The sequence below is a fragment of the Variovorax sp. WDL1 genome, assembly GCF_001541225.1.
Taxonomy (GTDB): Bacteria; Pseudomonadota; Gammaproteobacteria; order Burkholderiales; family Burkholderiaceae_C; genus Variovorax.
The window spans coordinates 54,975-68,447 of record NZ_LMTS01000073.1 but is presented as its reverse complement, the minus strand read 5'-3'; the positions used below and the strand labels follow the sequence as shown (position 1 = coordinate 68,447).

The following is a 13,473-nucleotide window of genomic DNA, read 5'->3' as shown; positions in this document are numbered from 1 at the left end:
GAGCGGCTGCAGCGCGCCGGCATCGGCTATGGCGGCTGGCTTCCCAACCACGAGGCGCCGCGCGTCTTTGCGCGTTACGCCGTCACCGTGCACGTGCCGCGCCGACCCTACGCCAGGGCCTTGCCCGGCATCCCGACCATCCGCATGTTCGAGGCGCTGGCCTGCGGCATTCCCCTGGTCTCCGCGCCCTGGGACGACGCCGAAGGGCTGTTCCATCCGGGCCGCGACTACCTCGTGGCGGCCGATGGCCGGGCCATGAAGCGGCACCTGCGCGCGCTGCTGGCCGATCCCGAAGCGCGGCGCGAGCTGTCGGCGAACGGGCGGCGCACCGTGCTCGCGCGCCACACCTGCTCGCACCGCGTCGACGAGCTGCTCGGCATCCTGGCCGAGCTCCAGCCGGCCGCCCATGCGGCGCCCAGCATCGCGTGAACCCAAGGAAGAAACATGGACATCGCCTTCTTCGGCTCCAGCCTGGTCTCCGCCTACTGGAACGGTGCCGCCACCTACTACCGCGGCATCGTTCGCGCGTTGCACGAGCGCGGGCACCGCGTGCGTTTCTACGAACCCGACGCCTACGGACGCCAGCAGCACCGCGACATCGAGGACCCCGACTGGGCCGAGGTGATCGTCTACCCCGGCGAGGGCGAGCACCATGCGCTGCGCATGGTCGAGCAGGCACGCGGCGCCGACCTGGTGGTGAAGGCCAGCGGCGTGGGCGTGTTCGATGCGCTGCTGGAGGCCGCGGTGCTCGGCCTCAGGAGCCCCCGCACGCGCGTCGTCTTCTGGGACGTGGACGCACCCGCCACGCTGGAGCGCATGCACGCGGACTTGTCCGACCCCTTCCGCGCGCTGGTGCCCGGCTACGACCTAGTGCTCACGTACGGCGGCGGAAGGCCCGTGGTGGACGCCTACGAGCGCTTCGGTGCGCGCCGATGCGTGCCCATCTACAACGCGCTCGATCCGGCCACGCACCATCCGGTGGAGCCGCTGCCGCACTTCGTGGCGGACCTGTCCTTCCTGGGCAACCGGCTGCCGGACCGCGAGGCACGGGTCGACGAGTTCTTCCTGCACGCCGCCGCCCAGCTGCACGAGGCCCGCTTCCTGCTCGGCGGCAGTGGCTGGGAGGACAAGGCGATGCCGGGCAACGTGAAGTACATCGGCCACGTCTACACCGCCGACCACAACGCCTTCAACTGCACGCCGAAGGCGGTGCTCAACATCAGCCGCGACAGCATGGCGCGCTATGGCTTCTCGCCCGCCACGCGGGTGTTCGAGGCCGCGGGTGCGGGTGCCTGCCTCATCACCGATGCGTGGGAGGGCATCGAGCTCTTCCTCGAGCCGGATCGCGAGGTGCTGGTCGCGTCCAGCGGCGAGGAGGTGGCCGCGCACCTGGAGCGGCTGGACGCCGCCACCGCCCACCGCATCGGGCAGGCCGCCTGCAAGCGACTGTTGGCGCAGCACACCTACGCGCACCGTGCCGCCGAGCTGGAGGCACTTCTCGAAGGCCGGGAAACGGCGCGCGTGGCGGAGCTTGCAGAGTGACCCGCCGATGCATCCCCAAGAAACACGCGGCGTACGGCGATCGGCGAGGAGGCCGCCCATGAACCCCCGCCCGCTGCGCATCGTGATCATCGGCCTGTCGATCACCTCGTCCTGGGGCAACGGCCACGCGACCACCTATCGCGGCCTGGTGCGCGAGCTGGCTGCGCGCGGGCACGACGTCCTCTTCCTCGAATGCGACGTGCCCTGGTACGCCGGCCATCGCGACCTGCCGCAGCCGCCCTTCGGCCGCACGGTGCTCTACGAGGACCTCGACGCGTTGCAGCGCCTCCATGCCGGGGACATCGGCGCGGCGGACCTCGTGATCGTCGGCTCCTTCGTGCGCGACGGCGTCGCCGTCGGCGACTGGGTCCAGGCCGAGGCCTGCGGCCTCACGGCCTTCTACGACATCGACACGCCCGTCACGCTCGCGCGGCTGCGCGAGCCGCCGCCCGGCGAGGCGCCCTACCTCGAGGCGCGGCAGATCGCCGGCTACGACCTGTACCTCTCGTTCACCGGCGGCCCCACGCTGGCAAGGCTGGAGCGCGAGTTCGGCTCCCCCGCGGCCCGCGTGCTCTACTGCGCCGTCGATCCCGCGCTCTATTTCCCCGAGCCGCAGCCGCTGCAGTGGGACCTGGGCTACATGGGCACCTACAGCGACGACCGGCAGCCGCGCGTCGAGCGCATGCTGCTGCAGCCGGCCCGGCAGTGGCACGAGGGCCGCTTCGCCGTCGCGGGCGCGAAATACCCTGGCGGCATCGACTGGGCGCCGAACGTGCAGCACATCCAGCACCTGCCGCCGGCCGAGCACCGCGCCTTCTACAACCGTCAGCGCTTCACGCTCAACGTGACGCGCGACGACATGATCGAAGCCGGCTGGTCGCCCAGCGTGCGGCTGTTCGAGGCGGCGGCCTGCGGCACGCCGATCGTGAGCGACCGGTGGGAGGGCATCGAGACCCTGCTCGAGCCCGGGCGCGAGATCTTCCTGGCCGACTCGGCGGCCGAGGTGCTGCGCCTGCTGCGCGAGCTGCCGGAGGACGAGCGCCTCGCCGTCGGCGAGCGGGCGCGCGGCCGCATCCTCGCGCAGCACACGGCCGCGCACCGCGCGGCGCAGCTCGAAGGCTATGTGCATGCACTGCGTGCGCGCGAGGCGGCATGAACGAGCGCGCAGCCATGCCCAGCCCGAAGCCCCGCTCCCCGGAGGCCGACGCGCTGCAGCAGCGCATCGACGCGCTCGCGCCCTGGTTCCACAACCTCCACCTGCCGGGCGGGGTACAGACCTTGCCGCATCATTTTCTCGGCGGCGATTTCCCCCGCTTCAAGTGGCAGCAGATCGAGCCCTTCGTGCCGGCCGACCTGCGCGGCTGGCGCGTGCTGGACGTCGGCTGCAATGCCGGCTTCTACAGCTTCGAGCTGGCGCGCCGCGGCGCCTCGGTGCTGGGCATCGACGTGGACGAACACTACCTGGAGCAGGCCCGGTGGGCCGCGCACGAGTTCGGGCTGCAGGCGCAGGTGGAATTCCGACGCATGGAGGTCTACGAGATCGCCCGCTGCGACGAGACGTTCGACCTCGTGTGGTTCATGGGCGTCTTCTACCACCTGCGCTATCCGCTGCTGGCCCTGGACCTGCTGGTCCGCCGCACGCGGCGCCTGTTGATGTTCCAGACCCTCACCATGCCGGGCGATTCGGTGTACGCCAACACGGCCGACTGCCCGATCGAGGACCGCACGCCGCTGCTGGAGTCGGGCTGGCCGCGCATGGCCTTCATCGAGCACCGGCTGGCGGGCGATCCGACCAACTGGTGGGCAGCCAACCATGCCGCCGTCGAGGCCATGCTGCGATCCAGCGGCCTGCGGGTCGAAGCGCGCCCGGGGCACGAGATCTATCTCTGCGCGCCCGACGAAGAGGCGGCGCGCGCCCGCGCACTGTATGCGTCGCAGTTCGAGGCGGCAGCCGGGGCGATTCGTGAGCGCAGCTGATCCTGCGCCCGCGCAGCCGCCGGGGCCGGGCGGCTCGGGCGGACCCGGCGAGATGGCCGGCCTCATCGACCGCAACATCGAGGCGCTGGTCCGGCGGCGGCGGCAGGAGCGGCGGGAGACCGGCCTGCAGGACCGGATCGCCGACGCGATCACCGCCTTTGCGGGCAGCATGAAGTTCGTCTACCTGCACTTGCTCATCTATGGCACGTGGATCGCGATCAACCTCGGCTGGGTGCCGCCGGTGCCCCGCTTCGATCCCACCTTCGTGGTCCTCGCCATGGTGGCCTCGGTCGAGGCCATCTTCATCTCCACCTTCGTGCTGGTGAGCCAGAACCGCATGGCCGCGCAGGCGGACCAGCGCGCCGACCTGGACCTGCAGATCAGCCTGCTCGCCGAGCACGAGATCACGCGCCTGGTCACGCTCGTCGGCGAGATGGCCCGCCGCATGGGCGTGCCCGAGGCGCACGACCCGGAGCTCGACGAGCTCGAGCGCGACGTCGCGCCCGAGCAGGTGCTCGACCGCATGCAGCAGAGCGAGAGGAAGCTCGGCGGATGAACTGCCGGAACAACATTCACCCCGCTGGGCGAGGAGGTACTCGAGTGCATCCGCACCGGTAGCCCGGCTCCCGCCTCGCATAATCGATCATCGACCTGAGGCGCCGTGCATGGCCCGGGCCCCAAGGACTGCGAGCCATGAACGACCTCCACCCTGACCACATCGAGGAAGAACATCCCGAGCTGATCGACAACGTCGTCCCCACGCGGGGCTACGGGCTGACCCCGCTGGTCGGGCTCGGAGGATCGGCCGGCGCGATTCCGGCGCTGCAGGTCTTCCTGCAGAGCGTGCCGCCCGAAAGCGGCCTGGCCTTCGTGGTCGTCCTGCACCTGGCGGCCGAGCGGGAAAGCATCCTGGCCGAGATCCTCCAGCGCGCCACCCCGATGCGGGTGATGCAGGTGCAGACGACCAGCAAGGTCTTGCCCAACACGGTCTACGTCATCCCGCCGGGCAAGGCCATCAAGTCTGCCAACGGCTATTTGCGGCTCACCGACCTGCAGACGCAGCCCGGCCGCCGGATGGCCGTCGACTACTTCTTCCGCGCCCTGGCCGACACCCACGGGCCCCATTCGGCGGCCATCGTGCTGTCCGGCGGCGATGGGGACGGTGCCATCGGCATCAAGCGCATCAAGGAGCGCGGCGGGCTCACGATCGCGCAGGACCCCGACGAGGCGGAGCACGGCAGCATGCCGAATGCGGCCATCGCGACCGGCATGGTCGACTGGGTGCTGCCGGTGTCGCAGATGGCGGCCCGCCTGCTGGACTACTACAAGATCGAGAAGACGCTGCGGCTGCCGCCGGAAGAGGGCGCGCAGCCGGCCAGCGAGGCGCCGGCCGATGCCGACGAGGCCATCCTGCGCGAGATCCTCAGCTTCCTGCGCGCGCGCACCGGCCGCGATTTCTCCTACTACAAGCGCGCCACCATCGTGCGCCGGATCGGCCGGCGCATGCAGGTCAACGGCGTCGGCGACCTGCCGGCCTACCTGAACTGCCTGCGCACGCGTTCCGGCGAAGCCGGTGCGCTGCTGCAGGACCTGCTCATCAGCGTCACCAACTTCTTCCGCGACGCGGAGTGCTTCGACGCGCTGGTGCCGCACCTTGCCGAGCTGTTCGCCGGCAAGGGGCCGAACGACACGGTGCGCGTCTGGGTGACGGCCTGCGCCACCGGGGAGGAGGCCTACTCGATTGCCATGCTCCTGGCCGAGCACGCGCGCACGCTCGACGTGTCGCCCACCATCCAGGTATTCGGCAGCGACCTGGACGAGAACGCGGTGCAGGCTGCGCGCGACGGCATCTACCCCGCCGCCATCGAGGCCGATGTCTCCCCGGAGCGCCTGCGCCGCTTCTTCGTGAAGGAGCACGGGAGCTACCGCGTGCGGCGGGAGTTGCGCGAGACGGTGCTCTTCGCGACGCACGACCTGCTCAAGGACTCGCCCTTCTCGCGCCTCGACCTGGTCAGCTGCCGCAACCTGCTGATCTACCTCGACCCGCAGGCCCAGTCGCGCGTGTTCGACGTGCTGCACTTCGCGCTGCTGCCGCGCGGGCGGCTGTTCCTCGGCACCTCCGAATCGGTGGAGGAGGGGAGCCGGTACTTCACCGTGCTCGACAAGAAGCACCGCATCTACGCGCAGCGGCCGGTGCCGCGCACCGGCGTGCCGGTCCAGAGCGGGCCCAGCAGCCTCGCCCTGGCGGTGGACGTTCGGCATGCGGTGGCGGAGGCGCCGGTCATCGCAGGGCGGGTGTTCGATCAGCAGCAGAACCTGATCGCCGAACGCCGCGGCAATGCCCCGGCCACCCGGGGCAGCTCGTGGGGCGAGCTGCACCTGAAGCTGCTGGAGCACCTCGGGCCGCCCTCGGTGCTGGTCGACGCCGAGCACGACATCGTGCACCTGTCCGCCAGCGCGGCGCAGCTGCTGCAGCATGCGGCGGGCGAGCCGACCCGCAACCTGCTGCGGCTGGTCCCCTCGGCGCTGCGCATCGAGCTGCGCACCGCGCTGCACCGGGCCACCCACGGCGGCGAATCCGTCGAGACGCCGAGGCTGCAGGTGCCGCTGGGCGGCGAGACTCGTGCGCTCACCATGCGGGTGGTGCCGGTCAAGGATGGGCGCCATGAGATGACGCTGGTGCTCTTCGACATCGAGGTCCCCGGCGCCGCGGCCTCGGCGGTGCCGGAAGCGCAGGCGCACTCGCCGCTCGTGGCGCAGCTCGACCAGGAGCTGGATCGCATGCGAGCGCACCTGCGCGACACCGTCGAGCAGTACGAGACCTCGACCCAGGAGCTGAAGGCCAGCAACGAGGAGCTGCAGGCCATCAACGAGGAGCTGCGCTCGGCCACCGAGGAACTGGAGACCAGCCGGGAGGAACTGCAGTCGATCAACGAGGAACTGGTCACCGTCAACCACGAGCTCAAGACCAAGGTCGACGAGCTCGCGCATGCCAACAGCGACATGCAGAACCTGATGGACGCCACGGCCATCGCCACCATCTTCCTGGACCGCGACCTGTGCATCACGCGCTACACGCCCATGGCGGTGCGGCTGTTCAGCCTGATCCCGGGCGACCTGGGCCGGCCGCTGAGCGACCTGGTGCCCAAGCTGCAGTACCCGGAGCTCGGCGCCGATGCGCAGCAGGTGCTCGAGCGGCTCGCGCCGGTCGAACGCGAGGTGGGACGCCCGGACGGCAGCTGGTTTTTGGCGCGGCTGTCGCCCTATCGCGCGGCCGAGGACCGCATCGCCGGCGTCGTGCTCTCGTTCATCGACGTCAGCGACGCCAGGCGGTCGGCGGAAGCGCTGCGCCGCAGCGAGGAGCGGCTGCGCCTGGTGGTGGAGAACGCACGCGACTACGCCATTTTCTCCACCGACCTCGAGCTCGCCATCACCAGCTGGAACAAGGGCGCCGAGCGACTGCTCGGCTACACCGAGGCCGAAGCGCTGGGGCAGCGGGCCGACATCATCTTCACCGAGGAAGACCGGCGCGCCGGAGCGCCCGCGCAGGAAGCACGGACCGCGTTGACCGAGGAACGGGCCGCCGACGAGCGCTTCCACGTGCGCAAGGACGGCAGCCGCTTCTGGGGCAGCGGCACGATGATGCGCATGGAGGACAGCTCCGGCGCTGCCGTCGGCTTCGTGAAGATCCTGCGCGACCAGACGCAGGCGCGCGAGGCGCAGGCGGCGCTCAAGCGCAGCCAGGCCGAGCTGATGAATGCGCTGCAGGAGAACGAGGCCGCGCGCACCCGGCTGGAGCAGGCCGACGCCGCCAAGGACCGCTTCCTGGCCGTGCTCTCGCACGAGCTGCGCAACCCGCTGGCTGCCGTGAGCAGCGCCGCCGCCCTGCTGGCCGATGCATCGAGCACGCCGCAGCAGCGCGAGCAGGCGGCACGGATCGTGAGGCGGCAGGCCCGCACGATGAAGATCCTGCTCGACGACCTGCTGGACGTGTCGCGACTGACCGTGGGCCAGCTGGAGCTGCACCTGCAGGATGTGGCGCTGTCCAGCATCGTCGAGGCCGCGCTGGAGACGGCCGAGCCGCTGCTGAAGGCCGCGCGGCACCGGCTTTCGACCCGCCTGCCGGACCAGCCGGTCCACGTGCGCGTCGATCCGCTGCGCATCGCGCAGGTCATCGTCAACCTGCTGACCAACGCGGCCAAGTACACCGCGCCGGGCGGCAAGGTGTCGCTGCAAGTGGAAGCGGGCCATGGCGAGGTGTCGATCGTCGTCAGCGACAACGGCGTCGGCATGGCCCCCGAAACGATAGAGCGCATCTTCGATCTCTACGCCCAGGGGCCGGCCGCGGCGCACCGCAACAACGACGGCCTCGGCGTGGGGCTGGCGCTGGTGCGCAACATCGTCAGGCTGCACGGCGGCCACGTGGAGGCCGAAAGCGATGGCCTGGGCAAGGGCAGCCGCTTCCGCGTGCGGCTGCCGCTCGGCAGCGCGCCGGTCGCCGCACCGCCGCAGCCGCCGGCAGCCGCCCCTGCGCGGCTCGGCAGGACACGGGTGCTGATCGTCGACGACAACGAGGACGCTGCGTGGACCCTGTCCATGCTGCTGAAGGCCGAGGGACACGAGACGACGATCGCTGCCAGCGGCGCGGAAGCCCTGGTCGCGGCCGAGCGCGCGATGCCCGACGTGGCCGTGCTGGACATCGGCATGCCGGGCATGAACGGCATCGAGGTGGCCGAACGGCTGCGCGCGATGCCCTCGGGCGACAAGCTGGTCGTGATCGCGCTCACCGGCTGGGGCAGCAAGACGGAGGGCATGAACCTGCTGGCGCGCGGCTTCGACAGGCATCTGAGCAAGCCGATCGAGGCGGACCAATTGATCGCCGCGATGGCGCAGCTGCTGCAGGAGCGGGGCAGGGCATAGCGGCGCATTGCCCCCTGGTGCCGGTCAGGGCGGCCAGGCATGAACCTCGCTCGGCTCCCCCAGCAGCAGCATGCCCACCAGTCGCCGCCGGCGGTCGACCACCGGCAGGCGCCGCACCCGCGCATGGCGCATCCGGGCGACAACGTCGTCGATCGACTCGTCCTCGTAGCAGGAGAGCAGCTCGGCGCTCATCAGGTAGCCCAGCGGCGTATGGGCCGGCGGCAGCCCGCGGGCGACGCCGCGCACGGTGATGTCGCGGTCGCTGACCATGCCCACCAGCCGGCCGGCATCGCAGACCGGGATCACGGCGACGTCGAGCTCTGCCATCACCTGGGCCGCGGCCTGGGCGGTGTCCCGCGGCGACATCGCGCGGACGCCGCGCGTCATGTGGTCGGAGACTGTGGTCATGAAATGGCTCCCGTCGGAGGAAGGGCGCGCGAGGATGCGCATCCTGTACCCGGCCGGGCAAGCGGCATGCCTGCCGGCCTCAAAGCCGGTATTCCTTCAGCCGGTTGTAGAGCGTCTTCATGCTGATGCCCAGCAGCGCCGCCGTGCGCTCCTTGTGCTGGCCGCAGTACTCGAAGGTCGCCAGGATGAGCTGCCGCTCCACCTCCGCGAGCGGCGTTCCCACCCGGATGCTGAGTTCCCGGTGGCCGGCGGGAGACTGCTCGGGCAGGGGCCTCGCGGCGCCCGCGCGCTGCAGCGGCCTCGGCGCTTCCGGGCCGGGCAGCTTGGGCAGCCACTCGTCGTCGATCTCCGCACCCGCCGCCATGACCCACGCACGCTGCACGGCATTGCGCAGCTCCCGCACGTTGCCCGGCCAGGGATAGGCCTTGAGCCGCTCCATCGCCTCGGGCGTGAAGCGCTTCGTCGCCTGCTCCTGGCGCTGCAGGTCGTCGAGGAAGCTGCGGGCCAGGAGCGGGATGTCGTCGGCACGCTCCCGCAGGGGCGGCAGCGGGATCGGGAACACGTTCAGCCGGTACAGCAGGTCTTCGCGCAGCCCGCCGCGCATCACGGCTTCGGCGGCGTCGCGGTTGGTGGCCGCGATGATGCGCACGTCGGTCTGCTGCAGCTGCGTGGAGCCCACGCGCATGAAGGTGCCGTTCTCCAGCACCCGCAGCAGCTTCACCTGGAGGTTGAGCGGCATCTCGGTCACCTCGTCCAGGAACAGGGTGCCGCCGTGCGCCCGCTCGAAGAAGCCCTGGTGCTGGCGCTCCGCGCCGGTGAAGCTGCCGCGCTCGTGGCCGAAGATCTCGCTCTCGATCAGGTGCGGCGAAATTGCACCGCAATTGACGGCAAGAAAGGGCTGCTCGCGCCGGCGGCTGAGGTCGTGCACCGCCTTGGCCACCAGCTCCTTGCCGGTGCCGCTCTCGCCGTGGATGAAGACGCTGACCGCCGTTTCCGCAACCCGGGCGATCTGGCGGTAGATGCCCTGCATCGCTTCCGAGGCGCCGATCAGCGGGCCGAAGCGGCCGGTCTCGCGCCAGTGCTCGGCGATCTCAGCGAGTTCGGCGCGCAGCTTGGAAGGACGGATGAGGCGCGACAAGAGGCCCTTGAGGTGCTGCGGGTTGACCGGCTTCACCAGGTAGTCGGCCGCGCCCAGCCGCAGCGCCCGGATGGAGGTCTCCAGGCTGGCCTGGCCGGTCATGAGCACCACCTCGGTGTCGGTGAGCAGGCCGGTGTCTTCGAACAGGTCGAGGCCGTTGCCGTCGGGCAGGTGCAGGTCCAGCAGGAGGAGGTCGGGCTGCTGCATCGCGAGGTAGCGGCGCGCGTGCCCCAGCGTCATGGCGGTTGCCACGGAATGGCCCTCGCGCTTGACCAGCGCGGCCAGCATGCGAGCGGAGTCCTCGTCGTCTTCAACGATGAGCGCGTGTCCCACTTGTTGTCTCCTCTTGCCCTGCGCTTTCGATGAACGACAACGCAAGAGCCGGATCCGAAATCATGTTGCGCCTGCCGCGCGCGCGGGCTACGCCTGGTCGCCGAGCCTCTGTGCGGCTTCGCGCAGGGATTCTGTCAGCGCCGTCATACGGCTGAGCTGCCTCGCGATCACTTGCCGGGCCTGCGCCTGGAGTTCAGGATCGTCACCGGATGTTTCCAGGAGTTGCAGCGCTGCCGCCGCGGCGCCGATCGGCGTGCGGAACGCGTGGTCGAGGCGGCTGGCTTCCTTCGCATGGTCGGCGAGCGCCTGGCGCAGCGCCTCGAGCCGGGCCTCGGCTGCGGTCCCGGCCTTGTCCTCGGCACGCGCCGCACGTCCGAGGGCGGTGGCGGCGGCGACGGTCGCCGCCAGGCCAAGCATTGCGAAGCTTGCAGTACGGGCAGCGAACGCGAGGGCTGTCGGTCTCATGTTCGGAGTGTCCGGCAAAGCATTGCGAGGCGGCGTCGGATCACATCGCAAGAGTTGCGGCAAAGGATGCCGACCTGCCTCCGATCCCTCCCATGCATTGAAAACAAAAGCACTATAAAAAATGGAATCTATTCCTGGCACGGGTGTTGCGCAGGTCGCGGCTCGTCAAGGAAGACCATGAGCTCGATCGCCCTGCAGGCGCGCCCTGTCCAGACCCTCGCCTTCTCGCCCCGGCTGCAGCAGGCGGTCCGGCTGTTGCAGCTCTCCGCGCTCGACTATGCGCAGGCCCTGCACGAGGCCGCCGACGCCAATCCCTTTCTCGAATTCGAAGAGGCCACGGGCCCCGATGGCACCGATGCGCCGGGCTTCGAAGGCACCGCGTGGTCTTCGGACGCGGCCCTCGACCGGCTGAGCGCCGGCCCGGCCCAGCCCGGCGCGCGACTGTCGCACGACGAGAGCGCCGATGCGCTGCAGCGCATTCCCGCGGCGGTGTCGCTGCGCGACCACCTGCACGCGCAACTCGGCGTGCTCAGGCTGGATGCGCAGGAGCGCCTGCTGGCGGCCGCGGTGGTCGAGTCCCTGGACGACGACGGCTACCTGCGGATCTCGCTGGAGGAGATCGGCGCGTTGGTCGGCGATGCCGGCGAGGAGCTCGCGCCCGCGCTGGAAGCGGCGCTCTCCCGCGTGCAATCACTGGACCCCACGGGCGTTGCTGCACGCAGCGTCTCCGAGTGCCTGCTGCTGCAGCTGGGCGCCATCGAAGACGCGGCGCTGCGCGAGCTGGCGCGCGGCATCGTTGGCGGCCACCTCGAGGAGCTGGCCTCGCGCAACTGGCAGCGCATCGCCGTCGCGCTGGGCGAGCCGGTGGCGCGGATCAAGCTCGCGGCCGAGCGCATCCGCAAGCTCGACGCGCGCCCTGGCTGGCGGCTCGATGCGCAGGCGCCGGCGTTCGTCACGCCCGACGTCATCGTGCGAAAGCGGCGCGGCGTGTGGACGGCCGTGCTCAACGAAGCCTCCGTTCCGCGGGTGAGGCTGCACCAGGCCTACGCCCGCATGTTCGAGCAGCAGGGCGCCACCGCGAGCCCGGAGCTGCGCGGCTGCCTCGAGAACGCCCGCTGGACGGTGCAGAACGTGGGGCAGCGCGTGTCCACCATCCGCGACGTCGCGCAGGCCATCGTCGCCAAGCAGAAGCTCTTCTTCGACTACGGCCCGCTGGCCATGAAGCCGCTGGGATTGCGCGAGATCGCCGACGCGGTCGGGGTTCACCCTTCCACAGTCTCGCGCGCCGTCCATCACAAGTACATGGCGACGCCTGCGGGTGTCTTCGAGCTGAGGTACTTCTTCTCCCGCGGAATGCAGCATGCCCACCGCGGCGCGAGCGCGCCGACCGCGCTGCGGCAACTGGTGGGCGAGCTGATCGCGGCCGAGCCGAGCGGAGCGCCGCTGAGCGACGCCGAACTCGCGCGACGCCTCACGGACCAGGGCTTCCGCATCGCGCGTCGCACGGTGACCAAGTACCGGCAGGCGCTGCGCATCGATCCCATCGAGCTGCGCGCGGCGGCGCGGGCCTGACGCGCTGCGGCGCCGCGCGCGCAGGGCCGGCCTTCACTTCTTTGCCATCTGCTCGGCGTGCGACAGGTGCTGCTCGACCACGGGGAGCATCTTTCCGGCCAATGCCTTCAGGTCGCTGTCCTTGGCACTGGCTTGCACCTTCTGCAGCAGGGTTCGCGTCTTGCGATGGTCCCCGACGCCCGCCTGCGACATGTACTGGCGGTCGAAGCGTGCGCCGTCCAAGGCCTGCATCGCCTTCATCGCGGCCTTGTGCCTCGAGTCTGGCTCGCTCGGCAGCGTCGCATCCTTCGCCTGGGCCAGCTGCTGGACATCCTTCAGCGCCGCCGAATGATCGTCCACCATCATCCGGGCGAACTTCTTGACCTCGCCGTCCTGCGACTTCTCCAGCGCCAGCTTGCCGGTGGCGATCTCTGCCATGTTGGCCTGCGCAATGTCGCGCAGCATGCCGTGGTCGGCACGCTGGAGCTTGGCGGCGGGCGACAGGGCGCCCGGCGCGGTCCTGGCGCGCGTGGTGTCGGTCTGTGCTTGCGCGGCTCCGCCGGCGAGCGTGGCGAAGAGAAAGCCGGCAGCCGCAAGCATCCGCAGCATCCTGGTTTGCATCATGAGGGTCTCCTTCGAAATGAGTGATGGGGCCTGACAGCACGGCACGCGGCGTGCCCGGCTCGAGCGAGGCGAGCTCATCAATGAAAAGAGACAGGAGCGCACCGGAGGGACCTACACCCGTGCACCTGGGCCGGATGGAGATTGCACTCCCCGCGGCACCCAAGGCCGTCTTGTCCAACCCCTCACTTCGAAGGATGCCCCCATGTTCTCTCACAACAAGCGACTGCAATACACCGTGCGTGTGAGCGAGTGCAATCCCGGCCTCGCCAACCTCATGCTCGAGCAGTTCGGCGGACCGCAGGGCGAGCTCGCCGCGGCCATGCGCTACTTCACCCAGGCCGTCGGCGAGGACGACCCCGGCCGCAAGGACATGCTGTTCGACATCGCCACCGAGGAGCTCAGCCACCTGGAGGTGATCGGCACCATCGTGGGCATGCTCAACAAGGGCGCCAAGGGCCAGCTCGCCGAGGCCACGGACACCGAGGCCGAGATGTACAGGCGCATCACCGGCGCGG

The 13,473-nt window shown here is 70.3% G+C and carries 12 protein-coding genes; 8 read left to right on the top strand and 4 right to left on the bottom strand.

Features of this window, described 5'->3' with window-relative positions; translation table 11 throughout:
• From APY03_RS43550 to APY03_RS10295, 6 genes are all read left to right on the top strand, one after another.
• The coding region (locus APY03_RS43550) for a CgeB family protein (RefSeq protein ID WP_232324221.1) at positions 1-429 on the top strand (429 nt) is incomplete at its 5' end.
• Between the two features lie 15 nt (positions 430-444).
• Entirely contained in the window at positions 445-1,542 is a 1,098-nt protein-coding gene (locus APY03_RS10315) for a CgeB family protein (RefSeq protein WP_068676456.1), read from the top strand.
• A gap of 58 nt (positions 1,543-1,600) precedes the next feature.
• Positions 1,601-2,698 carry a CgeB family protein gene (locus tag APY03_RS10310; protein WP_068676454.1) on the top strand — a complete coding sequence of 366 codons (1,098 nt, stop codon included), beginning with the start codon at positions 1,601-1,603 and terminating at the stop codon, positions 2,696-2,698.
• Positions 2,699-2,712: 14 nt separating this feature from the next.
• A complete protein-coding gene (locus APY03_RS10305; RefSeq protein WP_083944273.1) occupies positions 2,713-3,519 on the top strand; it encodes a TIGR04290 family methyltransferase in 807 nt (268 codons plus the stop codon).
• A complete protein-coding gene (locus tag APY03_RS10300; protein ID WP_232081185.1) occupies positions 3,506-4,075 on the top strand; it encodes a DUF1003 domain-containing protein in 570 nt (189 codons plus the stop codon). The genes APY03_RS10305 and APY03_RS10300 overlap by 14 nt, the downstream gene beginning before the upstream one ends.
• A gap of 137 nt (positions 4,076-4,212) precedes the next feature.
• Positions 4,213-8,439 carry a CheR family methyltransferase gene (locus APY03_RS10295; protein WP_083944260.1) on the top strand — a complete coding sequence of 1,409 codons (4,227 nt, stop codon included), beginning with the start codon at positions 4,213-4,215 and terminating at the stop codon, positions 8,437-8,439.
• 24 nt (positions 8,440-8,463) lie between these two features.
• Here the strand turns inward: APY03_RS10295 and APY03_RS10290 are convergent, their stop codons facing one another.
• The 3 genes from APY03_RS10290 to APY03_RS10280 all read right to left on the bottom strand — a co-directional run bounded on the left by APY03_RS10290 (position 8,464) and on the right by APY03_RS10280 (position 10,735).
• Positions 8,464-8,847, bottom strand: coding sequence for a CBS domain-containing protein (locus APY03_RS10290; protein WP_162487138.1), 384 nt, complete (start codon positions 8,845-8,847; stop codon positions 8,464-8,466).
• Positions 8,848-8,926: 79 nt separating this feature from the next.
• Positions 8,927-10,318: a sigma-54-dependent transcriptional regulator gene (locus APY03_RS10285; protein ID WP_068676448.1), complete on the bottom strand. Its 1,392-nt coding sequence runs from the start codon at positions 10,316-10,318 to the stop codon at positions 8,927-8,929.
• A gap of 87 nt (positions 10,319-10,405) precedes the next feature.
• Positions 10,406-10,735: a histidine kinase dimerization/phospho-acceptor domain-containing protein gene (locus APY03_RS10280; RefSeq protein WP_068676446.1), complete on the bottom strand. Its 330-nt coding sequence runs from the start codon at positions 10,733-10,735 to the stop codon at positions 10,406-10,408.
• A 225-nt stretch (positions 10,736-10,960) separates the two neighbouring features.
• On the opposite strand from APY03_RS10280, the gene rpoN reads away from it, so the two are divergent.
• Complete coding sequence (gene rpoN / locus APY03_RS10275; RefSeq protein ID WP_068676444.1) at positions 10,961-12,355, top strand: RNA polymerase factor sigma-54; 1,395 nt, start codon at positions 10,961-10,963, stop codon at positions 12,353-12,355.
• A gap of 33 nt (positions 12,356-12,388) precedes the next feature.
• On the opposite strand, the gene APY03_RS10270 is transcribed toward rpoN, so the two are convergent.
• A complete protein-coding gene (locus tag APY03_RS10270) occupies positions 12,389-12,958 on the bottom strand; it encodes a DUF4142 domain-containing protein (RefSeq protein ID WP_068676442.1) in 570 nt (189 codons plus the stop codon).
• A 202-nt stretch (positions 12,959-13,160) separates the two neighbouring features.
• Between APY03_RS10270 and APY03_RS43545 the strand changes: the two genes are divergently transcribed.
• Positions 13,161-13,473: manganese catalase family protein (locus APY03_RS43545; RefSeq protein WP_232324220.1), on the top strand; the 313-nt coding region annotated here is incomplete at its 3' end.